A 24,274-nucleotide genomic window follows, 5' to 3' on the forward strand; every position below is an offset into this window, starting at 1 on the left:
GCACATCCAGCGCGCCGATCTCGCGTCCGTAGGCGAGATTCCATGCGGTGTCCTGGGTTCCGACGGTGTCGTCGGAGTGCACGTGCAGGTCGGCGAAGAACGCGCGCGGTGCCGGCAGGCCGGCGATGGTATCGAGGTGGCAGCGCGCGGAGGCGACTGCGCCGCCGTCGAATTCGGCCGCCACCAGGATCTCGTCGGTGTCGCCGACCGGCGGCACGGTGAGGGTGGCGCACGCCCAGCCCGTCGCAGGCGTGGTCGCGATGGCGACGGTGCGGTCCGCGCGGGTGGCGCGCAGGCGGACGGGCAGGTCGCGGCAGGCGTTGCCCCAGCGGTCCTGCAGATGCGCGTGCAGGTCGACCGCCCCGGCATCGGCGCGCACCAACCGGGGGCCGTGCACGACCAGGCGTTCGGGCGGGCCGGGCACGATAGCGAGATGGCAGGCGCCGGCGTGTGCCATGCGGGAGGTGCCGAGCGGATCCACGAACAGATGGAAGGCGAAGGCATCCTCCACGAAGGTCTGCACCCGCGTACCGGGACCACCGGAACGCCGGTCTCCGAGCCGGATTTCGATCACGTCACCGGGTCGCAGGTACCCGTCCACCACATGGACGAGGACGGATTTCTGGAAGGGGCGCTCGCCGCCCTTCACGTCGTAGCGCACGTCCAGGCGCCGTGCGGTGGCAGCGCTGTCCGGTGACGCGCCGCCGACCAGCGAGCGGTGTATCAGCCGCGCGCTCGCGTAGTCGCGTCCGGCGGGGTCGCCGACCTGTAGGTCCCAGTCCGAGTAGTACCGGAAGCAGAGCTTGAGCCATCCGCTGTCGGCGATCCCGGAGCTGCCGACGGTGTAGGTCAGCACCAGTTCCTCCGTCGCGCCCGCGGTGAGGGTGTGGGTCGAGCAGGTCAGCGTGCCCAGGAACGGCAGGGCCGTGAACTCGCCGGTAATGCGCTCGCGCACAGCGGGATCCGAGCAATCGTTGGCACGCGGACCGCTGTGCGGGCGCAGCGGCACCGGGGCTGTGGGGGAGGGTCGGAGATCGGGGTGCGCGGGCATGCCGATGATTCTGGGCCGCCCGAACTATCCAGTCCAAGGTATAAATCTGATCGTATTCATCATCGAGAGTGATTGATCGGATGAACCTTCAGCAATTGCGCTATGTGGTCGCCGTGGCCGAGCTCGGCAGTTTCACCAAGGCGGCCGCCGATCTGTTCGTCGTGCAGTCGGCGCTGAGCCAGCAGGTGCGCAAACTCGAGGACGAGCTCGGGGTGCGGCTGTTCGCGCGCACCACCCGGTCGGTCGTCCCGACCCCGGAGGGGGAGGCGCTGCTGCCGCAGATCCGGCAGGTGCTCGCCGGAGTGGACCGGCTCGTCATCGACGCGCAAGCGCTGCACGGCGCCGTGCGTGGCCGGTTGACCGTGGGGCTGATGGAGGTGCCGCCGGAGCTGCTGGATGTCGCCGCGCTCATGGCGGCCTTCCACGCCCGCTATCCGGAGGTGAGCGTGACACTGCGCAGCGGCGGCAGTGACCTGCTGGTCGGTGCGGTGCGCGACCGGAAGCTCGATGTCGCGATCGTGGGACTGGCCGTCGAATCGGCCATGGCGCACGTGGAATTCACCCCGCTGCTGAGCGAGCCGTTGGTCGCGGTGCTGCCGGTCGATCATCCGGCGTCGCCGGGCGCGTCGGTCTCCGTGCACGACCTGGCGGCCTGCCCGTTCATCGACTTCCCGCCCGGCTACGGCCTGCGCCACGAGACCGACCGCGGATTCACCAGTGTGACAAGGCATGTCGCGTTCGAGGTGACCCGAGTCGAGCAGGTGGCCCAGTTCGTCCGTCAGGGTCTGGGTGTGGCGTTGCTGCCGGAGTCCGTCGCCCGGTCGCATGCCGACCGGGACGCGAGCCTGGTGCTGCGGCAAGTATCCGACGCGGAACTGCGGCGGCAGGTCAACCTGGTGGCGCCCCGAGCCCCGGTCTCGGCCGCCTGCCAGGCGTTCGTCAGGTGCGTGAACGAATTCGTGCTCAGCGCCGTGCACTCGCGGTGATGCCCGGACGCCAACCGAACCAACTCCGCCTATCCGTGCCCTGAAACGGGTTCCTGGGCGGCCGCTTTCGAGTACTTTCGCAACATGTTCCAGTTTCGTCGGTGACTCGCGGCGAGACCTGTGCGGACAGAAAGGCTGGTCATGGCGGCGACGGACTACATCATCATCGGTTCCGGGAGCGCCGGGGCCATTATTGCTCGCAGGCTGGCCGAGACCGGCGCCGCTGTCACGCTGCTCGAGGCGGGCGGTCGTGACAACAGCCGGCTGGTGCGCAAGCCCGGCATGATCGGCCCGATGCACAGCGTGCCGCAGCTGAAGAAGCGGATCGACTGGGGCCACTACACCGTCGAGCAGAAGCATGCCCTGGGCCGTACCATCCCGCAGACGCACGGCAAGGTGGTCGGTGGTTCGAGCTCGGTCAACGGCATGGTGTTCGTGCGCGGCAACCGGCGGAATTTCGACGACTGGGCCGGCGAGGGCAACAGCGGCTGGTCGTATGAGGACGTGCTGCCGAGCTTCAAGAAATTCGAGTCGTTCGAGGACGGCGCGAGCGAGTTCCGCGGTGGCGCAGGTCCGATCAAGGTGATCCGGGCGCGCGATCTGACGCCCGCGTCGGAGTCGTTCATGGAGGCGCTGGCCGAAACCACCGACCTGCCGCGCAACCCCGACTACAACGGCGCCGAGCAGGAAGGCGTCTCGATCTTCCAGCAGAGCAACAGCAACGGGTTGCGCTACAGCACCGCGGTCGGTTATCTCGACGATCGCCCGAAAAACCTTACTGTGCTAACGAATACGCACGTGACGCGCATTGTGATCGAGAACGGGCGGGCCACCGGTGTGGAATACCGGACCGAGCAGGGCAGCGAAGTACTGCGTGCCGAGCGCGAGATCATCGTCAGCGCAGGCACATTCGGCTCCCCGCAGCTGCTCATGCTCTCGGGCATCGGACCGGCCGACCATCTCCGCGCCTTCGGCATCGACGTCGTCGCCGACCTCCCGGTGGGCGACAACCTGCACGACCACCTGTTCGTGCCGATGACCTTCGCCATGCCGACCGCCGTGCGCCGTTCGTCCGCGGGTTATTTCGCCCGGGCGTTTCTGCGGGAGTCGTTGCGCAACAACAGCACCTGGCTGGCGCGCAGCGTGTTCGAAGTCGTCGCGTTCCTGCGCACCCCGCATGCGGCCGGGGCGCCCGATCTGCAACTGCACGTGCTGCCGTGGAGCTATCCCGGCCCCAATCAGGATGCCCCGATCCGCCACACCCCCGATCCGCGCCGGTCACTGACCGTCCTGGTGACGATGATCTACCCGCAGAGCCGGGGCACGCTGCGCCTGGCGTCGGCCGACCCCACCGCGGCGCCCGCCATCGACCCCAACTATCTCGCCGAGCAGCGCGACGTGGACACGCTCGTGTACGGCATGGAACTGACCCGAGAGGTCATGGCCGCGAAGTCGATCAATGGCGCGGTGGACACCGAGATCTCTCCGGGTCCGCAATACCCCGCCCGCACGGAGCTGGCCGCCGAAGTCCCCAACCGCGCAACCACCGTCTATCACCCCGTCGGCACCTGCCGCATGGGTGTGGACGACCGCGCGGTCGTAGACCCGACGCTCCGGGTGCGCGGAGTGGACGGACTGCGCGTCGCCGACGCCTCGATCATGCCGAGCATCGTCGGCGGCAACACCAACGCGGCCACCATGATGATCGGCGAACACGCCGCCTCGATCATCCTGGCCTGAGCCCGTGTGGAATTCAGCGGATCAGTGTGCGCCAGTGGCGTGCCCGCGGTTACTGCTGCTGAGTTCGCTGACGGTGATGGCTGATTCTCGGGCGCTACCAGGGCAGCGTTCCGGAGGCATCGAAATAGCCTCCGGTGGGCCCGTTTTGGGGAATGCGGGCCATCCGTACGATGATCTCGGCACCCTCCTCGACGGTCTGCCTGCCCGCGTGGGCGTTGAGGTCGGTCGCGGTGTATCCGGGCTCCACCGCGTTGATCCGAATATCCGGGAACGCTTTCGCGTATTGCACGGTGATTCTGTTCAGCGCGGTTTTCGATGCGGGATAGGACAATCCGGGATAGGCGTAGGTATGGGTGCCCGGGGTGGTGCCGCGGGTCATCGAGGCCAGGGAGCTGCTGACATTGACGATGACCGGTGCGGTGGATTGCCGTAGCAGCGGCAGGAACGCGTGCACGACGCGCACGACGCCGAAAACATTGGTGTCGAATACCGTTCGCATCATTTCGGCTGTGACCTCAGCCAGGTGGACCGCGCCATTGCCCTCGATATCGATGCCCGCGTTGTTGACCAGGACGTCGAGTCCGCCGTCCGCCTCGATGATCTTCGCCGCCGCGGCGACGGACGCGTCGTCGGTGACATCCAGCTGGACGGAGCGGGCCCCGATTTCCGCCGCGGCGAGCCGGCCACGTTCGGCTTCGCGGCTGCCGACGTACACCGTGTGCCCCGCCGCGACGAGCTGACGGGCGGTTTCGAAACCCAGCCCCTTGTTGGCGCCGGTAATGAGCGTTGTTGTCATGTCCTCAGATTCGCGCCGCCCGGCGGCATCAGCCAGTCGCCTGATCTTCCTGGGACTGTCGATACCAGGCTGGGACGGTCGATTCCGGGCAGTATGCCGACGGTGAGCGGATCGGCGAACGGGCAGAATGAATCCCATGGCCACAGCGGAATTCGGAGTAGCGGTGCGGCGCTGGCGCGATCAGGTATCGCCCGACGCCGTAGGGCTGTCGGCGAATGGCGCGCGCCGAGCGCCCGGCCTGCGCCGTGAGGAACTGGCGCTGCTGGCCGGTATTTCCGTCGACTACGTCACCCGGCTCGAACAGGGCCGAGCATCCAACCCCTCGCCCCAGGTGGTCGAGGCGCTGGCGCGGGCCTTTCGCTTGTCGGCCGACGAGCGCGCGCACCTGTATCGGCTGGCCGGACTGGTACTGCCCGAGCCCGGAACCGTCCCGACCGCCATCCCGCCCGCTGTACAGCGCATGCTGGATCGGCTGGTCGGCATCCCGGTCGCCGTGTTCGACGCGTCCTGGACACTGTTGCAAGCGAATCCGGCATGCACGGCGCTGCTGGGCGATTCCACGACCTGGCAGGGCAACGAACGCAACCGGGTGTGGCGGCATTTCATCGGCCCCGGCTCCGTCGGCCGCTACGCACCGGACACCCTCGAATCCCTCGAAACCGCACTGGTATCCGACCTGCGCGCCGCCGAGGCCCGCTACCCCGCCGACCAGCGCCTGCGCCACCTCATCGCTGACCTGCGCACCCACAGCCCCCGCTTCGCCGCACTCTGGGAGTCCGGCGCCGTCGCCGGCTACGACATCACGGTCAAGACCATCGACCACCCGACAGCGGGCGCTTTGACCCTGGACTGCGCCGTCCTCACGGTGGCGGGCTGCGACCTGCGAATCATGATCGACACCGCCGAGCCCGGCAGCGCAGACGCCGAACGCCTTTCCCTGCTCACCGCCCTCGGAACCCGAACCGCCGTCGGCTGATCATTCGGGCCGGACGCCGTTGGACTACGTCACCCGAACTCGGCCTGACCGACAGTAATTACGTCATTCGACGCTCGCCGCGGCCTTCCCGCGAAACCTATCTTCCTCGTCGCGGACGCTCGCGCCCGCGATTCACGGCTCGCGAAGAGGAAGGGGTCCCACTGATGACAGCCACATCCCAGTACGCCGTCGCCGACGGCCCTGTGGCCGGGGTCGGCGCCATACCCGCACAGGTCTCGCTGGCCTGGCTGCTGCATCGATCGCCAGGTGACGACTACGTCATGGTCAGCGTCAGCCGACAGATGTGGCGGTGGGGGAGCGGAAACCAGAGTGGAAGCCGCACAACGTGCTTCACCTCGAAAGGACAATGACATGGTCGACATTCGACACCCACGGATGCGGCGCGCGGGCCGGGCGGTCGCGGCGGTCACGGCGGCGGTCGCGGCCGGAAGCCTCGCCGTCGCGTGCACCGCGAGCACCACCACGCATGCCGGGCCGACCGAGGACGCGCCCAAGCCGACCGTCGTGCTGGTGCACGGCGCGTTCGCGGACGGATCGAGCTGGAACGATGTCATCGACCAACTCCGCAAGGACCACTATCCGGTTGTCGCGGCAGCCGATCCGCTGCGCGGGCCCGCCGCCGACGCCACCACCCTGCGGGGGCTGATCAGCCACATCAACGGACCCGTCGTGCTGGTCGGGCACTCCTACGGCGGATCGGTCATCAGCGCCGCCGCGGCCGGCAGCGATCAGGTCAAAGCCCTGGTGTACGTGGCGGCGTTTCTGCCCGCACCCGGCGAGACCGCGCTGGAGCTGACCAACAAGTTCCCCGGGTCCACCCTGCCGGGCACGCTCGACCCGGTCCCGTTCACCAATCCCGACGGCAGCACCGGCACCGACCTGTACATCCAGCAGGCCAAGTTCCACGACCAGTTCGCCGCCGACGTCCCCGCCGACCGCGCCGCGCTGGCCGCCGCCGCCCAGCGCCCGATCCTGCAGGCCGCGCTCGAGGAGAAGGCCACCGTCGCCGCCTGGACCGACAAGCCCAGCTGGGACGTGATCACCACCCAGGACCTCAACATCCCCGTTGCGGCACAACGGTTCATGGCCGAGCGGGCGCACGCACAGGTCACCGAGATCGCGGCCTCGCACTCGGTGGCCGTCTCGCACCCCGATCGGGTGGCCGAGGTGATCGAGCAGGCCGCCAAGAATTCCGCTCACTGACAATCGCGAAAGACGTTCGAGGAGAACACGAATCATGGATATGAAACTGGAAGTCGTTGTCCTGCCCGTCGCCGACGTCGACCGCGCCAAGGCCTTCTACACCGAGCGCCTCGGCTTCCGTCTCGACGCCGATTTCCCCGTGGACGACGGTTATCGCGTCGTGCAGGTCACCCCGCCCGGCTCGGAGTGCTCGATCATCTTCGGCACCGGCGTCACCGCGGCCGAGCCCGGATCCCTGCGGGGCCTGCATCTGATCGTCACCGGTATCGAGAAGGCCGTCGCCGAGTTGACCGAACGCGGGATCGCCGTGGACGGACCGTTCCGCGATGCCACCGGCGTGTTCCACCATGCCGGAACCGAAAGCCGGGTCCCCGGAGCGGATCCGCAGCGACGCAGCTACGGATCGTTCGCCGCGTTCACCGATCCGGACGGCAACGACTGGTTCCTGCAGGAAATCACGCAGCGCGCACCCGGCCGCTGACTCGGCCATCGAAGGGAACACCATGTCCGACAAGGAAGTTCGTACCTACGACGTCGTGGTCGTCGGGGCCGGGCCGGTCGGTGAGAATGTCGCCGACCGCGCCCGCGCCGCCGGGTTGAGCACCGTGATCGTCGAATCCGAACTGGTGGGCGGCGAATGCTCGTACTGGGCATGCGAACCCAGCAAGGCGCTGCTGCGTCCCGCGCTGCTCTACCGCGAGGCCGCCCGCTTCCCCGGTGTCGGGGAGGCGGTCACCGGACCCCTCGACGCGGCCGCTGTGCTGAAGCATCGCGACCGGATGGTGGCCGACTGGGACGACCGGGACCAGCTCGACTGGCTCGCCTCGGTCGATGTAGAACTCATTCGCGGCCACGGCCGGCTCGCGGGACCCCGGCGGGTGACGGTCGAGACGCCAGAAGGCGAGGCCGTGCGGCTCACCGCCCGGTATGCGGTGGCCGTGTGCACCGGTACGTCGGCCGCTCTGCCGCCACTGCCGGGCCTGGATGCCGTGCGGCCGTGGACGAGTCGCGAAGCCACCAGCGCCCGCGAGGTACCGGACCGGCTCGCGATTCTGGGAGCCGGAGTCGTCGCCACCGAGATGGCCGCCGCCTGGCAGGCATTGGGCTCGCGGGTCACCCTCATCGCCCGCGAACCCCGGCTGCTGGGCCGTGTCGAAGCCTTCGCCGCGGACCTGGTCGCCGAGCAGCTCCGGGACGCCGGAGTGGACCTGCGGTTCGGTACCACCATCACCTCCGCCGAACGCGCGGGCGGACCCGACGACAGCATCCACCTCACCCTCGCCGACGGCACCCGGCTGGCCGCCGATGAACTCTTGCTCGCGACCGGACGCGCACCCCGGACCGACGACCTCGGCCTCGACACGGTCGGCCTGACACCCGGCCAGTGGCTCACCACCGACGACACCTTCACCGTGACCGCGGTCGACGGGGAGTGGTTGTACGCGGTCGGGGACGTGAATCACCGTGCGCTGCTGACCCATCAGGGCAAGTACCAGGCCCGCATCGCCGGGACGGTCATCGCCGCCCGCGCACGCGGGCTGGCGCTGGACACCGGACGCTGGGGCCGCCACGCGGGGACCGCCGACCTCGAAGCGGCGCCGCAGGTCGTGTTCACCGACCCGGAGATCGCGGCGGTGGGTCTCACCACCGACGACGCCGCGCGCGCCGGGCGCGATGTGGACGTCGTCGACTACGACATCGGCCGGGTCGCGGGTGCGATCCAGCACGATCCCGGATATCGGGGACGGGCCAGGGTCCTGATCGACCCGGACCGCCGGGTCATCGTCGGCGCGACCTTCGCCGGACCGGGCGTCGCCGAACTGCTGCACTCGGCCACCATCGCCATCGCCGGCGAGGTCCCCCTCGACCGCCTCTGGCATGCGGTGCCGTCCTTCCCCACCATCAGCGAAGTCTGGCTCCGGCTGCTGGAAACCTATCGCGACCAACAGAATTCGCCGACCGCAGGAGAAACCAGATGATCACCTACGATCGGCTCTACGTCGGCGGTTCGTGGACCGAACCCAGCGAACCGGCACTGCTGGAGATCCTCTCGCCGCACGACCGATCGGTCATCGGCTGGGCGGCGCAGGCGCAACCCGCCGATGTGGACCGCGCGGTGGCGGCGGCGCACGCGGCCTTCGAGGGCCGCGTCTGGCGTGACACCCCGCCCGCCGAGCGAATCGCGGCGCTGCGACGGTTCAACGAGCTGCGCGAGGAGCAGGCCGACCGGATCGCCGAGCTCATCACCGACGAGAACGGTTCCGCCGCATGGTTCACCAAGGCAGGCCAGGCCGGTCTGACCCGGCAGGCGAATGCCTACTTCGCGGCCGCCGAGAATTGCGACTGGGAGTACACGCTCACCCCGTCGGACCCGGATACCGGTGGGCGCAGCGTGGTCCGGCGCGAACCGGTCGGCGTGGTGGCGGCGGTGATCCCGTGGAATTCGCCCTTCTCCTCGGCGACGTCGAAGATCCTGCCCGCCCTGCTCGCCGGAAATTCGGTGGTGCTGAAGGTGTCTCCGGAGAATTCGCTGAGCATGGGTTTGCTGGCCGAGCTGGTGGATCGAATCGGCCTGCCGGAAGGCGTGATCAGCGTGCTGCCCGCGGATCGGGAAACGAGCGAGTACCTGATCTCCCATCCGCGTGTGGACAAGATCGCGTTCACCGGCTCGACCGAGGCCGGTCGCCGGATCGCGTCCATCGCCGGCACCCAGCTCAAACGGGTGAGTCTCGAACTGGGCGGCAAATCGCCGGCGGTGATCCTGCCCGATGCGGATCTGACGGCGGTGATGAACGGCCTGAAGTTCGGTGCGCTGCTGAACAATGGAGAGTCGTGTATCGCCCAGACGCGGATCCTGGCCCCGCGCTCCCGCTACGAGGAGGTGGTCGCGGCGCTGACGGCGTTGGTCGAGTCCTTGCCGGTCGGTGATCCGCGCGACCCGGAAACCTTCATCGGGCCGATGGTGCGCGGCGATCAGCAACAGCGGGTCCGCGACTACATCGAGGCCGGTATTGCCGAAGGCGCGCGCCTGGTCTGCGGCGGTCCGCAGGTCCCGCCCGGACTGCGGGACGGCTTCTATGTCACCCCAACTGTTTTCGCCGACGTCACACCGGCCATGCGCATCGCCCGCGAGGAAATCTTCGGCCCGGTCCTGGTCGTGCTCGCCTATGACGACATCGACGACGCGGTGCGCATCGCCAACGACTCCGACTACGGACTCTCCGGTGGCGTCTGGTCGGCTGACGAGACCGCGGCGCTGGCCGTTGCCCGCCGAATCCGGACCGGCACGGTCACCATCAACGGTGCGCCGATCGGATTCGACGGCCCCTTCGGCGGATTCAAGACCAGCGGCATCGGCCGCGAGTACGGCGCCGTCGGTTTGGGCCAGTACACCGAGTATCAGACGATCACCGTCTGACGCCCTTGTAAGGCGGTGCGTGCGATCGGGTCCGGCGAGACCGGACAGCGAACCGCCGGGCCCAGCGGCAGCTGCCGGGCCCGGCGGTTCGCGGTATGTCAGAGGTGGTCGGCGTCGATGATCGCCTGCGCGAACGGACGTGGCGCCTCCTGCGGGACGTTGTGCCCGATGCCGTCGAGGACGCGGTGCTCATGTTTACCGGTGTACTTGGCGGCGTAAGGCTTTCCGTCCTTGGCCGCTCCGTCGAAGTCGCTGCCGATGGTGATCGCGGGCACGGTGATGGCCGGTCCGGTGGCGAGTTGTTGTTCGTAGACGTCGTATTGCGGCTCGCCCGGGGCCAGGCTCAAGCGCCACCGATAATTGGTGATGACGATGTCGACGTGGTCGGGATTGTCGAAGGCGGCCGCGGTGCGGTCGTAAGTCGCGTCGTCGAAACTCCACGTCGGGGACGCGCGCTTCCAGATCAGCTTGTTGAAGTCGTGCCGATTGCGGGTGTAGCCGAGGCGACCGCGTTCGGTGGCGAAGTAGTACTGGTACCACCAGCCGAGTTCGGCCTCCGGCGGCAGCGGCTGCTGCTGTGCTGCCTGCTGCGTGACGATGTACCCGCTCACCGCGACCATCGCCTTGACGCGCTGCGGCCACAGCGCGGCGATGATGTCGACCGTGCGTGCGCCCCAATCGAATCCACCGAGCACGGCCTTGTCGATGTGCAGCGCGTCCATGAAGTCGACGATGTCGCGCGCGATCGCCGACTGCTGGCCGTTGCGGACGGTCTGCGCGGACAGGAAGGTGGTCGGGCCGTAGCCGCGCAGGAACGGGACGAGGACCCGGTACCCGGCCGCCGCCAGCAGCGGACCGACATCGGCGTAGCTGTAGGCGTCGTAGGGCCAGCCGTGCAACAGGATCACGGGCTGCCCGGTGCTGGGCCCGAATTCCGCGTAGCCGACGCTGAGGACGCCGGCGTCGATCTGTTTGATCGGTCCCAGTGTCGTATTCGCGCCCGAGCCCTTCCGCAGGTCCGCGCCGACCGGAGTGGTCGCCGGCGCGGTCGCGGAATCCGTGCCGCAGGCGCTCAGCGAGGCCGCGGCCAGGCTCGCCGCGCCCGCTGCGAGCGCACCACCGAAAAATCGTCTGCTGATGTTCATGTCATCAGACGCTAGGAACCGGGCGACCGGTGTCGCGAGCGTCGGATGACGTACTCGGTGTCGGTTGGGCTACCGCGCCGGCTCGTCCTCGGTCGGCAGCAGCGCCGCGAGGTCACCGCGCGAACTGATACCGAGCTTCGGGAAGATGCGATGCAGGTGGGTGCTGACGGTCCGGTGCGACAGGTACAGCCGCTGCCCGATCTCCCGATTGGTCAGCCCCTGCGCCGCCAGCTGCGCGATGCTCAGCTCGTGCGGGGTGAGCCGCTCGCGGGCATCCGGATCGCGGTTCGGGCTCGATTCGCCCGCACTGCGCAGTTCCAGGCGGGCACGTTCGCTCCACGCCGTGAAGCCCAGGGCATCGAAAGTCTCTCGGGCCGTGCGCAAATGGGTGCGGGACTCCACCACCCGGCGCTGCCGCCGCAGCCACTCGCCATAGGCGAGATGCAGGCGGCCGCGTTCGGCGGGCCACCCGGTGAGATCCGCCTCCAGCGCGGCGGTGAACAGCTTGCCGGCCGAGTCACCGGCGAGCACCGCTCGGGCATACCGCATTCCGATGTGCAGGGCGGGCGACGACGTGGACTCCGCCACCGGTTCCAGGCCGCGCAGCAGCTCCGCCGCGGCGTCGGTCTGCCCGGCGCGGACCGCTGCCTCGGCGAGTTCGGTGAGGAAACACGGGCGCAGCGCCGGCGAATACGACGGGTCGCGCGGATCGTGGATGCGGGCCAGATCGGTGAAGGCGTCGTCGAATCGGCCCTCACCGAGCGCGATCAGCCCCCGGGTGAGCTGCACGGTGGCCAGCACGGGCCGCGCACCGGCGGCCAGTCCGGTCCGTTCGGCATCCGCCGTGAGCTCGGCGGCCTGCGGATAATCCCCACGCAGAGCAGCGATTTCGGCCTGTACCGCGATGACCACCGCATGCATGAACGGCGCCGCGGTCTCGCGGGCGAAGGCCGCGGCCTCGGCCGCGATGGGCGCGGCGGCGGCGAGGTCACCGAGCCTGGCCAGGCTCCAGGCCTGGATCGCGAGGGCCCGGGTCAGCAGCCCGAGCCGTCCGGCGGAACGGAATCCGGGTGCGGCGGCGCCGGCGAACTGCGCCGCGAGGTCGAAGGCGCCGACCTGGTATGCCGCGCTGCTGAGAAAGTGATCGACCTCCGGATCGCGGCCTGTGGTCGCGGCCAGCGCCCGCAGGTGGCGCAGCACCTGTTCGCCGCGTTCGAACGGGGCCACGATCGAGTCGATCGCCAGCTTGCGCGGGTCACCGTCGGGAATGCCGAAGGTGTCGGCGACCGCGAGGACCGCGCGCCGGGTCTCGGGCCCGGGTTCGGACCAGAAGCACCGCATGGCCGCGCCCCACATGATCCGCAGCGCGGGATCCGGATACCCGTCGGCGGCGACCGAGGCCGCGAGCGCGGCCAGTTCGCCGATGCGCGACGGACTTTCGCGCATGCCGTCCTCGAATCCGCTGAGCAGCCACTTCGCGGTGGCCTCCTGCGCGGGGGTGAGGGGGAGGGTTCGCGCGGTGTCGACCAGTCGGTCGGCCGTGTCGCGGTGACCGGAGTCGACGGCCAGTTCGGCCGCGCGCAGCAGGCGATCCGCGCGCCGGCCGGGAGTGGCGCTGAGCGCGGCGGCCCGCTCCAGCGCCGCGACCGCACCGCCGCGGTGCCGGGACCGCTCGGCGACGTCCTCGAGTGCCGCCGCCACCTCCTCATCGGCTCCGGCGGTACCCGCCGCCCGATGCCACACCTGGCGATCCGGAGACCCGGTGAGCAGGTCGGCGAGCGCCAGATGCGCGCGGCGGCGCTCCTCGTCCGTCGCCGCCGCCACGAGGGCCGAGCGGACCAGCGGATGGCGGAAAGTCACTGTGCCGGAACCGATATCGATCAATCGGGCCGCCACCGCGGGGGTGAGAATATCGGACCCGACCTCGGATCCCAGGAGAATCGCTGCGGCGGTGAGTGTTTCGGCGACCGAATCGTCGTCGTCGAGCGCCGCGACCAGCAATGCCGATCGGGTGCGCTCGGGCAACGCAGCACTGCGCGCCGAGAACGCTCGTTCGAGGCGTTCGGTCAACGGGAGCGTCGGCGCCGGTTCGGCGAGATCCCCCACGGCCGTGGGCAGTTCGGTCAGGGCGAGCGGGTTGCCGTGCGCCTCGGCGAGCACCAGGCGGCGGACCTGGGCGGGCAGCTCCGGTGCGGTGCTGTCGAGCACGGCGTTCGCGTCCTCATCGGACAGTGGGCCGAGCCGCATGGCGGTCAGCTCGGCCTCGCACAGCGGCGAGTTCGTGCCGTCGCGCACGGTGGCGACCATGGCGACGGGTTCGGAGTGGATGCGGCGCGCGACGAAGGCGAGGACCTCGGCGCTGGCGGGATCGAGCCAGTGCACGTCCTCGGCGACGACCAGCAGCGGCCGTTCGGCCGCCAGATCGGCCAGCAGTGTCAGGGCGGCGAGCCCCACCAGGTGCGGGCTGGGCTCGCCGACGGCATCCGACATGCCCAGGGCGGTTGTCAGCGACTCGAACTGGCGCGCCGGCAGGGCATCGAACGTGCGGCGCAGCGGGTACAGCAGCCGCTGCAGCCCGGCGTAGTCGAGGCCGTGTTCGGCTTCCACACCCGCGGTCCGCAGCACCCGCAGCCCCGTGGCGGCCGCGATGGCGACCGTCTCCTCGACGAGTGACGACTTGCCGATTCCGGGTTCCCCCTCGATCAGGATGCCGCTCCGGTCGCCCGGGCCGTCCACGAGTGCGGCCAGGACTTTCAGCTCGGTGTCTCGTCCGACCATCGGCATGGGTGGTGCTCTCCTCCTGGACCCGTGACGACGTACGGGACCGGTCGCGACCTTACCGAAACAGGATTACGTCACCTCAACGTCAACTGACAGATTCGGCCGCCTGCCCGCGGCGGCGAAGGTATTTCCATGGCTACGGTACGTTTTCACCTCCTGTCCACACTGACTCCCGCCGAGGTCGTGCGGGTGCTCACCGACTTCGGCCCCACCCGCACCGAGGCGTGGCCGAGCATCGACGCCGAGCATTTCGTCGTCCACGACCGCGGCGAGACCTGGGCCGAGGTCACCGAAGGCACGGCCGCCGCCTGGGAACGCGCCCGCTACCAGTGGGATCCGGACGGCGACACGGTCACCATCACCACCCTGGATTCCAAGCTCTTCGGCGCGGGCGGCGGCTGGGTCTTCCGGGCCACGCCGGAATCGGGCGGTACCCGGGTCGATGTCGAACTGACCCGGACTCCGCAGGCCTTCAAGGGCAAGCTGCTGGCGGCGCTGCTGCCGCTGGTCGGACCGTCCTCGCTGCGCAAGTCGTTCGCCGGCCCGCTGCGGGCGAAGTGATGTCCGCGCCGCACTCGATCCGAGACACCGGACGGCTCGCGCCGGGCGTCCACACCGTCGATTCCGACGGCATTCTCCAGCGGTCGCGCGGCATCCTGCCGTCCTATTTCGCCGACTACTGGGGCGACGAACAACGGTGGGCCGTCTTCCGGAAAGGGCTACGGGCCGGCCACATCTCGGGATTGGACGCGGACCTGACTCCCGATCTCGTCGACGACCGCGCCGATCTGCCGAACCTGACCGTCCCGGCCCTGGTCATCGTGGGCCGCCACGATGTCATCTGCGGACCGCGCTGGGGTCTGGAACTGCACGAACTGATCCCCAATTCGCGACTGGCCGTCCTGGAACACAGCGGGCATCTGGAAGAACCCCGGCGCTTCGACCGCGCGGTCCGGGAATTCGTCTTCTCACCCAAGGAGTGATCGATATGTCCCCGTTTCGTGCGTTCCGCTGGGGCGAGCAGGTCGGTGCGGCAATGGTTTTCGCTGGTCCGGCAGCGCTCTGGAGCTGGGCCGAGCTCGCGGTACTGCACGGGCGGGGACCCACCGCACGGGATCTCATCGGCTGGTGATCCCACTGCCTTTCCTGCTCCACCCCGATCGAATGGAAGAGTTCCATGAACACCACTGCGGTACAGCCTGTTTCGATATCCGGGCGCTCGTCGCTGATCCGCCTGTCCCTGGTCCGCGGCCTCCTGGCCATCGCATGGGCCCTCGCCTTCGCCGCGGCCCACGACCCCCTGAATGCCGTCGCGCTCACCCTGCTGATCGCCTACCCCCTCATCGACGCGGTGTCCTCCGCCATCGACTGGCTCGCGGTACCGGAGGGCTCCGAACGCCGTGTGACCGCCCTCAACGGCGCCCTGAGCACCCTGGCCGCCATCGCCCTGGGCATCGCCGGAACCGCCGGCGGCGTGGCCGCCGTCCTGGCCGTATTCGGTATCTGGGCAACGGTATCCGGCGCGGCTCAACTCGCAGTCGGCCTCTACCGCCGTGGCCCCACCCTGGGCAAGCAGTGGCCCACCCTCATCTCCGGCGGCCTGTCCTTCCTGGTCGGCGCCGTCTATGTCGCTCAGGCCACCGCCCCCTCTCCATCCCTGGATGTCCTGTCCGTCTACGCCACCGGCGGCGGCATCTTCTTCATAGCCCAAGCCGCACTACTGGTCTGGAAGTCGCGCTCCCAGCGAACGACCGGACAGGTGTAGGCGATGTCATCGGTGTACCGCTGCGATCTGCGGCTGCTACGACACTGACGGCTCATTGCCAGCGGGGGAGCGCATCCTGTACGCCGTCGGCGGGCGAACGGGAACAGAAGGTGGCACAGGTTGATTCGGATCAGGCTGCTGGGGGCGGTGGAGATGATCTCCGGCGATGGGGTGATTGCCGGGGTGCGCGGGACGCGGCTGTCGGCGCTGCTGGCCATGCTGGCGCTCGAGGCCGGGAATGTGGTCCCGGTATCGAGGCTGATCGATGCGGTGTGGGGTGAGCAGCTGCCTGTCTCACCCGAGAATTCGCTGCAAACCTTGGTGAAACGGCTGCGGGCGATCACCGGGCAGGACGCCGTGGTGTGGGTGGAACCGGGATACCTGCTGGCGGTCGAACCCGAAGCGGTGGATGCGATTCGGTTCGCGCGATTGCTCGACGCCGGGCGCGATGCGCTGTCGAAGGGCAGGCCGGACGATGCCGTGGTGGCATTGGATCGGGCGCTGGGACTGTGCCGCGGCCCGGCGCTCGGCGAGGTCGTCGAGACCGCGGCGCTGCGCGTTGCGGCCGAGGTGCTCGCCGAGCGGCGGCTGACGGCGATCGAGTTGCACGCCGATGCCTTCCTCGCGCTCGGACGGGCCGCGGAGGTCGTGCGGGGGCTGGCCGCCGAGTCGGCCGCACACCCGTTCCGGGAGTCGCTCGCGGCTCGCCTGGTGACGGCGCTGGCCGCCGCCGGGCGCACATCCGATGCGCTGCAGGAGTTTCGTCGCATCGAGCGGTTGCTGCGCACCGAACGCGGCGTCGAACCGTCGGCGGTGCTGCGCCGCGCGGTCGCGGAACTCGATCTGCCATCCGAACCGCCCCGCGTCGCCCGCGGCGTGCCGGCGTCGCCTCGCCGGCTCACCAGCTTCGTCGGACGCGTCACGGAGGTCCCCGAGATCGCTGGGTTGCTCCAGCGGCACCGGCTGGTGACGCTGGTCGGCCCCGGCGGTATCGGCAAGACCAGGCTGGCCACCGAACTGGTACTCGCACGTCCCGAACAGTGGCCGGACGGAGTCGCTTTCGCCGAACTGTCGGCGGTCACGCCGGAACGCCCGGGCGCCAAAGGCCGGAATGCGGTTGCGGCAGCGGTTTTCGCCGCCGTCGCACCGGGCGTGATCACCGATGAGCCCGGCCAGGACTGGATCGATCTGCTGGTCCGTACGCTGGGGCAACGGCGGATGCTGCTCATTCTGGACAATTGCGAGCACCTGATCGCCGCGGCGGCCGACCTGGTGGCCGATCTGCTGGATCGGCTTCCGCTGCTGACGGTTGTCGCGACCAGTCGTCGGCTGCTGTCGGTGGATTGTGAACAGCTGTACCCGGTGCGGGCCCTGCCTGTACCCGTGGTGGCAGCGACCGTCGAGGAGGTCGCCACCTGTACCGCCGTCCGGCTGTTCCTGGATCGCGCAATCGCGGTGCGGCCGGATTTCGAACTGTCCGAGGACAATTGCCGTGCGGTCGCGGCCGTCGTGCGCAGGCTCGACGGGGTGCCGCTGGCGCTCGAGCTCGCCGCCGCCAGGCTGCACGGCCTGTCACCACAGGCGCTCGCCGACCGGCTCGACGATCGTTTCGGCCTGCTGGCCAACGGATCCCGCGGGGCGGCGCCTCGGCATCGCTCGCTGCGGGCAATGGTCGCCTGGAGCTGGGAGCTGCTGCCCGCCGCCGATGCCGAGTTGGCCCGCCGCGTTTCGGTTTTCGCCGGCGGCGCAACCTTGGAGGCTGTCGTGGGGGTGTGCGGAACAGACTTCGACGATGCCGAGGCCGTCGCCGATCGGCTGGCCGGACTGGTCGCGATGTCACTGGTGGAATTCGACGGCCGGCGTTATCGGATGCTCGACACCATTCGCGCCTACGCGGCGGAGGAACTGACCCGGGTGGGCGAGACCGAGCGGTGGGAACGCGCGCATGCCGCGTGGTTCGTCGACTTCAGCGAGGTCGGCGCGCGGGAATTGCGTGGGGCCGCCCAGCACGAATGGCTGCACCGATTCGCCGCCGAACACGGCAACTGTGAAGCGGCTCTGGGCTGGGCGGTGCGGCATCAGGCACCGGAATTCGCGGTGCGGCTGTTCGGTGATCTGGCCTTGTACTGGTTGCTGCGCGGACAGCGAACCCAGATGTCGGCCTGGCGATCCGAGGTGCTCGGCGTCGCAGGCGCGCGGATACCGCCCGGCTGCACGGGATCGTTTCTGATGTGCCGGTACGCCGAAGAATTCCCGGACCCGACGATGGCAGTCGTAGCGGAGTCGATCTCCGACACTTCCGCGGAATTCGAACAACTGATTCGGGTGGCGATGGCCGAACCACGCGGCGTGCATCCGTTCTTCGTGCTGATCCTGGCTTTGCGGGAGCATCACCGTGGCGATCCGAGTCTGCTCGACCGCTGCGCGATCGACGAGGACGGCGGACTACGCGGCTATGCGCTGATGCTGCGGGCGTTCGAGGATGTCGACGCCAAGCCGATCGCGCACATCTTCACCGACCTCGAAACGGCCGTGGACTGCCTGAGCGAATCCGGTGACCCGCGCACGCTGAGCACGGCGTTGCTCACGTTGGCGCAACTGCGCACCATCTGGCACGGAGTCCGCTGCGCCGCGCCGTTGATCAGCCGCGCGACGGAGCTGCTGACCGCCGAACTGAGTGCCGATGTGCAGTTCCGAACGTTGGCCGGCGCCGCGAACCTGTATCTCGCCGACGGCGATATCGCGGGTGCCGCCGGTTACCTCGCCCGGGCCGACCGGATCGATCCCGCAGAGCTGACCAACGGCCTGGTCAACGACCGGCGTCTGATCCTGGGCCACCTGGCGTGGCGGGAAGGGCGGACCAACCGCGCACTCGATCTCTTCGGACAGGTTTTCGCGGATACAGTGCCGATCACCGCCCACCGCAGTCTCCTTCGCATGTATTCGCCGGTCTATTGGCGTGTCACCTACGCGACCGTATTGCTGGAGGCGGGCCGGACAGGTCCGGCCGTCGACCATTTGCGGATCGGTCGAGAGGATGCGATCTCCGTGAGCCCGCTGTTGCTGTTGGACATGGCTTTCGGGCATGCGCTGGCGGCTCTCGCCTTGGGCCTGCCCGAGCTGGCCGCGCGGATCATCGGCATCCTGCGACGGGAGTACCGGCGCGAGGGCCGCACGGTGCTCGGACCAGACGGCGAGCGAGCGCTGGCGCTGGCCCGGAACGTACTCGGCGACAAGGCATTCGAGACGATCTCGGGCGAAGGCGACGACACCGCGCTGGAGGCGCTGCTCATCGAGGTCGAACACGCCGCGCTCGCCGTTGCGGACGCTACGAGATGAGCCCCCGGTTGCCTCGGCCCCAGGTCGCGCTCATCACGACCGCGCGGATCCGCCAGTCGCCCGCCGCGCGGGTCAGATCGAACCGATAGGTTCCGCCCAATGTCCATGTCGGCGCGCCGAATCGATCGGCGAGGATGTGCGTGGCCTGGAAGTAGGCGGTGCAGACGGCGGTGTCGCCGTCCACGGTCACCAGGTGGTTGGAGATCATGTGGTGGGTCGCGTCGAACTTGCCCAGGACCTGCGACCACGCGGCGCCGATCTGCGCGGGTGTCAGCGTCACCGGCTCGCCGCCGTTGAGGCTGGTGTAGTCCAGGACGGCCTCCTGGGTGAAGACCTCGCCCAGCCGGTCCCAGTCCCGGTGATCGGCGAGCCAGGCCATGAGGGAGCAAGTCCCGATGATGTCGAGCCGATCCTGCACAGCACTCATGATGTCGAGTTCTCCTGTCGTGGTGGATGATTCGTCTCAGGCCAGATGGCGGTCGAGCCAGCGCAGGGCGTGGCCGACGGCCTCGGAGACGTAAGGGTCCTGGTCGTAGAGTTCGATGTGGTTGCTGGTCTCGATCCAGACCAGCTCCTTCTCCCCGCGGGCGGCATCGTGGACCTGGCGGGCATATTCCGGCAGCAGTGCGGTATCCCCGGTGCCGTGGATGATCTGCAGCGGGGTGGGCGCGACCAGCGGGGCGTGCACGATCGAGTTGTAGATGAAATACGGTTCGAGTGAATCCGCGGTCAGCGTCCGCGGCCAATTGGGTGCTTCGGTCCTGCTGGTGCGGTCGTAGTAGCCGTACGCCTCCGGGTTCGGCATGACCGCCACCGGAATCTGCTCGGTCAGCTCCTCGGCAATGGTTGGTATGTAAGCGATCTCGCCGGTCTCGTACTGGCGCTGGACCAGATCGTTGACCCGCCGGAAGTAGGCCGCGAAGCCTTCGATGCCGAGGCCCTGCTGAAAGGTCCCGCCGATGTTGTACCCGCCGGCGATGCTCACCACGGCCCTCAGCCGCTTGTCCCGGGCTCCGACGGAGACGGCATAGCCTCCACCCATGCAGACACCCACGGCCGCAATCCGTTCCGGATCCACATCCGGCCGTGTGAGCAGATAGCTGATGGCGTTCGCATAGTCGGCGATGACCAGATTGGGGTCGTAGCGATGGCGTGGTTCCCCTTCGCTCTCACCGAAATTGCGGGGATCGAAGGTCAGCACCGTGTATCCGGCGTCGCTGAACCGCTCGGCGTAGTGCGGCAGCGTCTGTTCCTTGACGCTGCTGATCGGCCCGCACATCACCACACCCGGCGTACGTTCGCCGGGCGCTGCCGTCGGCGGCCGGTACAGGTGGCCGGCCAGGGTCGCAGTCCCGCTGGCGAATCGGACCGGCTCACGCCGGGTGGGATCGGCGTGCAGGAATCGCTGTGCCATGGTCATCGAGGTTCCTTTCGTGATGCGTCGTGGTCAGGCGTGCGCGGCGACGACGCGCGGGTTCGCCGCGACGGTGCCGGGGCATGGCGCCGGACAGGGCGGGGCACCGGTGAGGGTGCTCAGTGCGCCCCGATGCCGGGCGCTGCTGAGCACCGCGACGAGTTCGAGGGCGAGCACGATCACGCCGTAGCCGAAGGCCGTGGCGGACAGGTTGAATCGGCTCAGGCAGAGTCCGGCGAGGACGGCGGGCAGGCTGAACGCGAGGTACGCCGCCACATAGGTCGCCGTGATCACCTCGGCTCGCCGATCGGCCTCGGTCAACCCGGTGAGCATCCGCAGGATGCCGGTGAAGGTCGGTCCGGTGCCGAGTCCGGCGATACTGCTGCCGACGAGGAACAGCCACACCTCATGCGTCGCGACGCCGGTCAAGGCGATCACGACACCCGTGACCAGGAAGGCCGGGCCTCGGCCCAGTGCCCGCTCGATGGTCCAGTTGCGGGTGAAGACGGCGGCGGTGAGCGACGCGCCTTGCAGCGCGACGATCACCAGCCCGCCGGCCAGCGGGCTGTTCAGATGGAACTGCGCACGCATGAGCGCCCCACCGAGCGACAGATACAGCCCGCCCAGCGCCCAGGTGGCGACGATGGACGGCAGCAGCGTCCGGAAGACCGACCGGACCGATTGCGGCACCGAGACTTTCGGAATCAGCGAGTCCAGCGCACGACCGTCCGGCGCGGCCGTCTCGGGCATCATCGTGACGCCCACGATCAGCACCAGATAGGCAGCCGCCAGTAGCCAGAACACCAGGTGGGTGGGTGCCGGCGCGTAGGTCACCAGCAGTCCGCAGGCCATCGCGCCCGCGGCCGACCCGGCTCCGGCGGCCACACTGGACATCAGGACGCCCAGCCGTGAACCCGGCGGTTGCAGATCGATCAATGCCGCGCTGATCGCTCCGGTGGACAGCCCGGCCGCAATGCCCTGAATGCCGCGCGCCACGAAAAGCCATGCCACCGACTGCGCCTCGGCGAAGATCAGCGTCCCGGCCAGCGCCGTCACCGCGGCGGCGAACAGCACCGGCCGGCGTCCGATATGGTCGGACAGCGATCCGGCCACCAGCAGAGTGGCGAGCAGGGCAAGGACATTGATCGCGTACACGCCCGTCGATACCAGCGAGGAGTAATGCCACTGCTGCTGATAGACGGGATACAGCGGCGACGGCGCCGAGGAAGCGAACAGCATCAGGGCCAGTGCGGCCACCAGTAGCCAGAACGCCGCCATGCGCGGAAGTCGATAGCTCGCGGCACGGGCAGCCCTCCCGGGGCCGGGCCGGATCATATTCTCCACCATGCCCGCAAGACTGATCGCGGCCACTGATACCGGACTGTCGCCGGGTGCCAGTCCCGTGTCCGCAGAGCCGGTGAGTGTGGTCGACATGACGAATACCGACAATGTCAGCCGGCTCGAGTTTTCCGTTCTTCCGCACCGGGATGCTCTCGAGATCGCCCCGGGGCGGCTCTACATCGACGGCCGGTGGGTCGATTCCGATTCCGATGCGTGCTGGCAGCACCTCAGCCCCGCGACCAACGAGGAGGTCACCACCATTGCCGACGCCTCGGCCGCCGATGTCGATCGGGCCGTCAGCGCGGCGCGGCGAGCCTTCGACGAGGGCCCGTGGCCGCGGCTGCGGGCCAAGGAGCGCAAGGCGATCCTCGAACCACTGGTGCGATTGCTGCGCGAGGCCGCACCACGGCTGAGCAGGATCCAGACGCTCGAGAACGGCATGCCGATCTCTTTCACCACCCAGTACCGGCTCTCGGCCGAGGTCGCCGCGGACGTGTTCGATCACCACCTCGGCTGGATCGACAAACTCGGCGGGGAGACCTATCCGCAGTACACCGAGCGAAGTGACCTGCAGTACCTGAGTTTCCGCGAACCGGTCGGCGTGGTCGGGGCCATCGTGCCCTGGAACGCGCCGGTGCTGCAGCTGGCCAACAAGGTCGCACCCGCGCTGGCCGCCGGCTGCACGGTCGTGCTCAAACCCTCCGAATATGCGAGCCTCAGCAGCCTCGCGATCACCGAACTGATCGATCAATTGGATTTGCCTCCCGGCGTTTTCAATCTCGTCACCGGCGTCGGTGCCAAGTCCGGCGAGGCGCTGATCACCCATCCCGGCGTCGACAAGATCAGCTTCACGGGCAGTCGCGGGGTTGGCGGCCGGATTCTCGAGGCCAGCGGGCGGGACATCAAACGCGTCACCCTGGAGCTCGGCGGCAAGAGCCCCAGCCTGATCTTCCCCGACGCGGACGTTCGCGAGGCTGGGAAGGCTGTGATGCGCATGATCGCGCTGGGCATGTCCGGACAGCAGTGCACCGCCCAGACCCGGGCGCTCGTGCACGTCGACTGCTACGACGAATTCCTCGACGGCGCACGGGAGATCGCGGCATCGGTGCGGTACGGCGACCCGTTCGACCCGGCCACGAACGCGTCACCGCTGATCAACAAGCAGCAACTGGTGAAGGTGCTGGACTACATCGAGTCCGGCACCGCCGAGGGGGCGCACCTGCTGCTCGGCGGCGATCGGCCGAGCGATGCGCTGAGCGCCGGCAACTATCTGAACCCGACCATCTTCACCCAGGTCGACAACGGCATCCGGTTGGCACAGGAGGAGATCTTCGGGCCGGTGCTGGCCGTCATCCCGTTCAGCGACGAGGACGAGGCGGTCCGGATCGCCAACGACACCGAATACGGGCTCGCCGCAGGCATTTACACCGCCGACATCGGGCGCGCCTTTCGGCTGGCCCGCCGCATCCGCACCGGAGCGGTCGGCATCAACGGCTACACCTTCATGCCCAATGCCCCGATCGGCGGGTACAAGACCTCGGGGTTGGGCCGGGAGGGCGGGCGCACCGCGCTGGAGGCCTACACCGAGCAGAAGACCGTCATGATCGAGACGAGCGCTTGATCGCTCGACCACCGCATGGCCGCACCGAGATGACCGCACTCGTCGTCGACTACCTCGAACTGCTGTGGAATCGGGGCCGCGCCGATCTGGCCGATCGCTTCGTCGCCGACGAGCTGGTCGAGCACGGTCCGAGCCTGCCCGACGGCCGCCGGGCATTGATCGAGCTGATCAGCGGTGTGCGGCAGCGGTTCCCGCACGCCCGGTTCGACCTGCGCCGTATCGCCGCCACCGGAGATCTGGTGTTCGCGCACAGCCTCTTCACAACCGGACCGGGGGATCGCGGCACGGTGGTCGTGGATGTCTTCCGCATCCAGGATGCCCTGATCGTCGAACACTGGCAGGTGCGCGAACGGGTGCCCGCCAGTGTCGTCGGCGGCCACCCCGTCGTGTGAATCCCGTTCGACAGCGGCCACGGATTCCAGTGATCATGGACGGGAGGTCATGTGGAGGTGTCACGTGGTGCAGGTGAGGGTGCTCGGCCCGGTCTCGGTGATCGCGGCCGACGGGCGCGAGTTCGCGATCATCGGCCCACGGTTGCGAAGCTTGCTGGCGCTGCTGGCACTTCGCGCCGGGACGACGGTTCCGACCGGGCTGCTGATCGACGGGATCTGGGACGGGGATCCGCCGGCGCGAGTCGAGAATGCGCTCCAGGCCCTGGTGAGCCGACTGCGTACGGC

At 68.9% G+C, this 24,274-nt stretch carries 22 protein-coding genes and 1 pseudogene; 16 read left to right on the forward strand and 7 right to left on the reverse strand.

What is annotated here, in order from left to right:
• Nucleotides 1-1,051: pseudogene (locus tag ACFXN1_RS47495) on the reverse strand (hypothetical protein); the annotation flags it as partial.
• An 80-nt stretch (nucleotides 1,052-1,131) separates the two neighbouring features.
• Here ACFXN1_RS47495 and ACFXN1_RS47500 point away from each other — a divergent pair.
• Together ACFXN1_RS47500 and ACFXN1_RS47505 are read left to right on the forward strand one after the other, a co-directional pair.
• Nucleotides 1,132-2,037 carry a LysR family transcriptional regulator gene (locus tag ACFXN1_RS47500; RefSeq protein WP_379438438.1) on the forward strand — a complete coding sequence of 302 codons (906 nt, stop codon included), beginning with the start codon at nucleotides 1,132-1,134 and terminating at the stop codon, nucleotides 2,035-2,037.
• A gap of 141 nt (nucleotides 2,038-2,178) precedes the next feature.
• A complete protein-coding gene (locus ACFXN1_RS47505) occupies nucleotides 2,179-3,777 on the forward strand; it encodes a GMC family oxidoreductase (protein ID WP_379438437.1) in 1,599 nt (532 codons plus the stop codon).
• A 94-nt stretch (nucleotides 3,778-3,871) separates the two neighbouring features.
• Here the strand turns inward: ACFXN1_RS47505 and ACFXN1_RS47510 are convergent, their stop codons facing one another.
• Nucleotides 3,872-4,573 (reverse strand): SDR family NAD(P)-dependent oxidoreductase, encoded by a 702-nt coding sequence (locus ACFXN1_RS47510; RefSeq protein ID WP_379438435.1) that lies wholly within the window; start codon nucleotides 4,571-4,573, stop codon nucleotides 3,872-3,874.
• A gap of 136 nt (nucleotides 4,574-4,709) precedes the next feature.
• On the opposite strand from ACFXN1_RS47510, the gene ACFXN1_RS47515 reads away from it, so the two are divergent.
• The 6 genes from ACFXN1_RS47515 to ACFXN1_RS47540 all read left to right on the forward strand — a co-directional run bounded on the left by ACFXN1_RS47515 (nucleotide 4,710) and on the right by ACFXN1_RS47540 (nucleotide 10,191).
• On the forward strand, nucleotides 4,710-5,549 hold the full coding sequence (locus ACFXN1_RS47515; RefSeq protein ID WP_379438434.1) for a helix-turn-helix domain-containing protein: 840 nt from the start codon (nucleotides 4,710-4,712) through the stop codon (nucleotides 5,547-5,549).
• 164 nt (nucleotides 5,550-5,713) lie between these two features.
• Nucleotides 5,714-5,920 carry a hypothetical protein gene (locus ACFXN1_RS47520; protein ID WP_379438432.1) on the forward strand — a complete coding sequence of 69 codons (207 nt, stop codon included), beginning with the start codon at nucleotides 5,714-5,716 and terminating at the stop codon, nucleotides 5,918-5,920.
• A 1-nt stretch (nucleotide 5,921) separates the two neighbouring features.
• The gene (locus ACFXN1_RS47525; protein WP_379438430.1) at nucleotides 5,922-6,773 is read left to right on the forward strand and encodes an alpha/beta fold hydrolase; all 852 of its coding nucleotides are present in this window, start codon (nucleotides 5,922-5,924) and stop codon (nucleotides 6,771-6,773) included.
• A 34-nt stretch (nucleotides 6,774-6,807) separates the two neighbouring features.
• Nucleotides 6,808-7,254 carry a VOC family protein gene (locus ACFXN1_RS47530; protein WP_379438429.1) on the forward strand — a complete coding sequence of 149 codons (447 nt, stop codon included), beginning with the start codon at nucleotides 6,808-6,810 and terminating at the stop codon, nucleotides 7,252-7,254.
• A gap of 22 nt (nucleotides 7,255-7,276) precedes the next feature.
• Complete coding sequence (locus ACFXN1_RS47535; RefSeq protein WP_379438427.1) at nucleotides 7,277-8,752, forward strand: dihydrolipoyl dehydrogenase family protein; 1,476 nt, start codon at nucleotides 7,277-7,279, stop codon at nucleotides 8,750-8,752.
• A complete protein-coding gene (locus ACFXN1_RS47540) occupies nucleotides 8,749-10,191 on the forward strand; it encodes an aldehyde dehydrogenase (protein ID WP_379438426.1) in 1,443 nt (480 codons plus the stop codon). The genes ACFXN1_RS47535 and ACFXN1_RS47540 overlap by 4 nt, the downstream gene beginning before the upstream one ends.
• Before the next feature lie 98 nt (nucleotides 10,192-10,289).
• Here the strand turns inward: ACFXN1_RS47540 and ACFXN1_RS47545 are convergent, their stop codons facing one another.
• Together ACFXN1_RS47545 and ACFXN1_RS47550 are read right to left on the reverse strand one after the other, a co-directional pair.
• Nucleotides 10,290-11,336, reverse strand: a complete 1,047-nt coding sequence (locus ACFXN1_RS47545) for an alpha/beta fold hydrolase (RefSeq protein ID WP_379438424.1) — start codon at nucleotides 11,334-11,336, stop codon at nucleotides 10,290-10,292.
• A 69-nt stretch (nucleotides 11,337-11,405) separates the two neighbouring features.
• On the reverse strand, nucleotides 11,406-14,120 hold the full coding sequence (locus ACFXN1_RS47550; protein ID WP_379438423.1) for an ATP-binding protein: 2,715 nt from the start codon (nucleotides 14,118-14,120) through the stop codon (nucleotides 11,406-11,408).
• A 129-nt stretch (nucleotides 14,121-14,249) separates the two neighbouring features.
• On the opposite strand from ACFXN1_RS47550, the gene ACFXN1_RS47555 reads away from it, so the two are divergent.
• The 5 genes from ACFXN1_RS47555 (at nucleotide 14,250) to ACFXN1_RS47575 (ending at nucleotide 19,221) form a co-directional block, all read left to right on the forward strand.
• Entirely contained in the window at nucleotides 14,250-14,678 is a 429-nt protein-coding gene (locus ACFXN1_RS47555) for a hypothetical protein (RefSeq protein ID WP_379438421.1), read from the forward strand.
• Entirely contained in the window at nucleotides 14,678-15,100 is a 423-nt protein-coding gene (locus ACFXN1_RS47560; RefSeq protein ID WP_379438420.1) for an alpha/beta fold hydrolase, read from the forward strand. Before ACFXN1_RS47555 ends, ACFXN1_RS47560 begins: the two co-directional genes overlap by 1 nt.
• Before the next feature lie 5 nt (nucleotides 15,101-15,105).
• On the forward strand, nucleotides 15,106-15,249 hold the full coding sequence (locus ACFXN1_RS47565) for a hypothetical protein (protein WP_379438418.1): 144 nt from the start codon (nucleotides 15,106-15,108) through the stop codon (nucleotides 15,247-15,249).
• 45 nt (nucleotides 15,250-15,294) lie between these two features.
• Nucleotides 15,295-15,882 (forward strand): DUF308 domain-containing protein, encoded by a 588-nt coding sequence (locus ACFXN1_RS47570; RefSeq protein WP_379438416.1) that lies wholly within the window; start codon nucleotides 15,295-15,297, stop codon nucleotides 15,880-15,882.
• Between the two features lie 120 nt (nucleotides 15,883-16,002).
• Nucleotides 16,003-19,221, forward strand: coding sequence for a BTAD domain-containing putative transcriptional regulator (locus ACFXN1_RS47575; RefSeq protein ID WP_379438415.1), 3,219 nt, complete (start codon nucleotides 16,003-16,005; stop codon nucleotides 19,219-19,221).
• On the opposite strand, the gene ACFXN1_RS47580 is transcribed toward ACFXN1_RS47575, so the two are convergent.
• Genes ACFXN1_RS47580 through ACFXN1_RS47590 form a run of 3 tightly spaced genes read right to left on the reverse strand, consistent with a single transcriptional unit; the run spans nucleotide 19,211 to nucleotide 21,982 of the window.
• Nucleotides 19,211-19,648, reverse strand: coding sequence for a nuclear transport factor 2 family protein (locus ACFXN1_RS47580; protein ID WP_379398586.1), 438 nt, complete (start codon nucleotides 19,646-19,648; stop codon nucleotides 19,211-19,213). The genes ACFXN1_RS47575 and ACFXN1_RS47580 overlap by 11 nt on opposite strands.
• Before the next feature lie 36 nt (nucleotides 19,649-19,684).
• On the reverse strand, nucleotides 19,685-20,641 hold the full coding sequence (locus ACFXN1_RS47585; protein WP_379438413.1) for an alpha/beta hydrolase: 957 nt from the start codon (nucleotides 20,639-20,641) through the stop codon (nucleotides 19,685-19,687).
• Between the two features lie 27 nt (nucleotides 20,642-20,668).
• Entirely contained in the window at nucleotides 20,669-21,982 is a 1,314-nt protein-coding gene (locus tag ACFXN1_RS47590) for an MFS transporter (RefSeq protein WP_379438412.1), read from the reverse strand.
• Between ACFXN1_RS47590 and ACFXN1_RS47595 the strand changes: the two genes are divergently transcribed.
• The 3 genes from ACFXN1_RS47595 to ACFXN1_RS47605 form a co-directional block, all read left to right on the forward strand.
• Nucleotides 21,981-23,597 carry an aldehyde dehydrogenase family protein gene (locus ACFXN1_RS47595; RefSeq protein WP_379438410.1) on the forward strand — a complete coding sequence of 539 codons (1,617 nt, stop codon included), beginning with the start codon at nucleotides 21,981-21,983 and terminating at the stop codon, nucleotides 23,595-23,597. The genes ACFXN1_RS47590 and ACFXN1_RS47595 overlap by 2 nt on opposite strands.
• 29 nt (nucleotides 23,598-23,626) lie before the next feature.
• The gene (locus tag ACFXN1_RS47600; RefSeq protein WP_379398594.1) at nucleotides 23,627-23,989 is read left to right on the forward strand and encodes a nuclear transport factor 2 family protein; all 363 of its coding nucleotides are present in this window, start codon (nucleotides 23,627-23,629) and stop codon (nucleotides 23,987-23,989) included.
• Nucleotides 23,990-24,053: 64 nt separating this feature from the next.
• Nucleotides 24,054-24,274, forward strand: a 221-nt coding sequence (locus ACFXN1_RS47605) for a winged helix-turn-helix domain-containing protein (RefSeq protein WP_379464014.1), incomplete at its 3' end; no start/stop codon positions are given.

This window comes from Nocardia sp. NPDC059154 (genome assembly GCF_042755705.1).
GTDB lineage: Bacteria > Actinomycetota > Actinomycetes > Mycobacteriales > Mycobacteriaceae > Nocardia.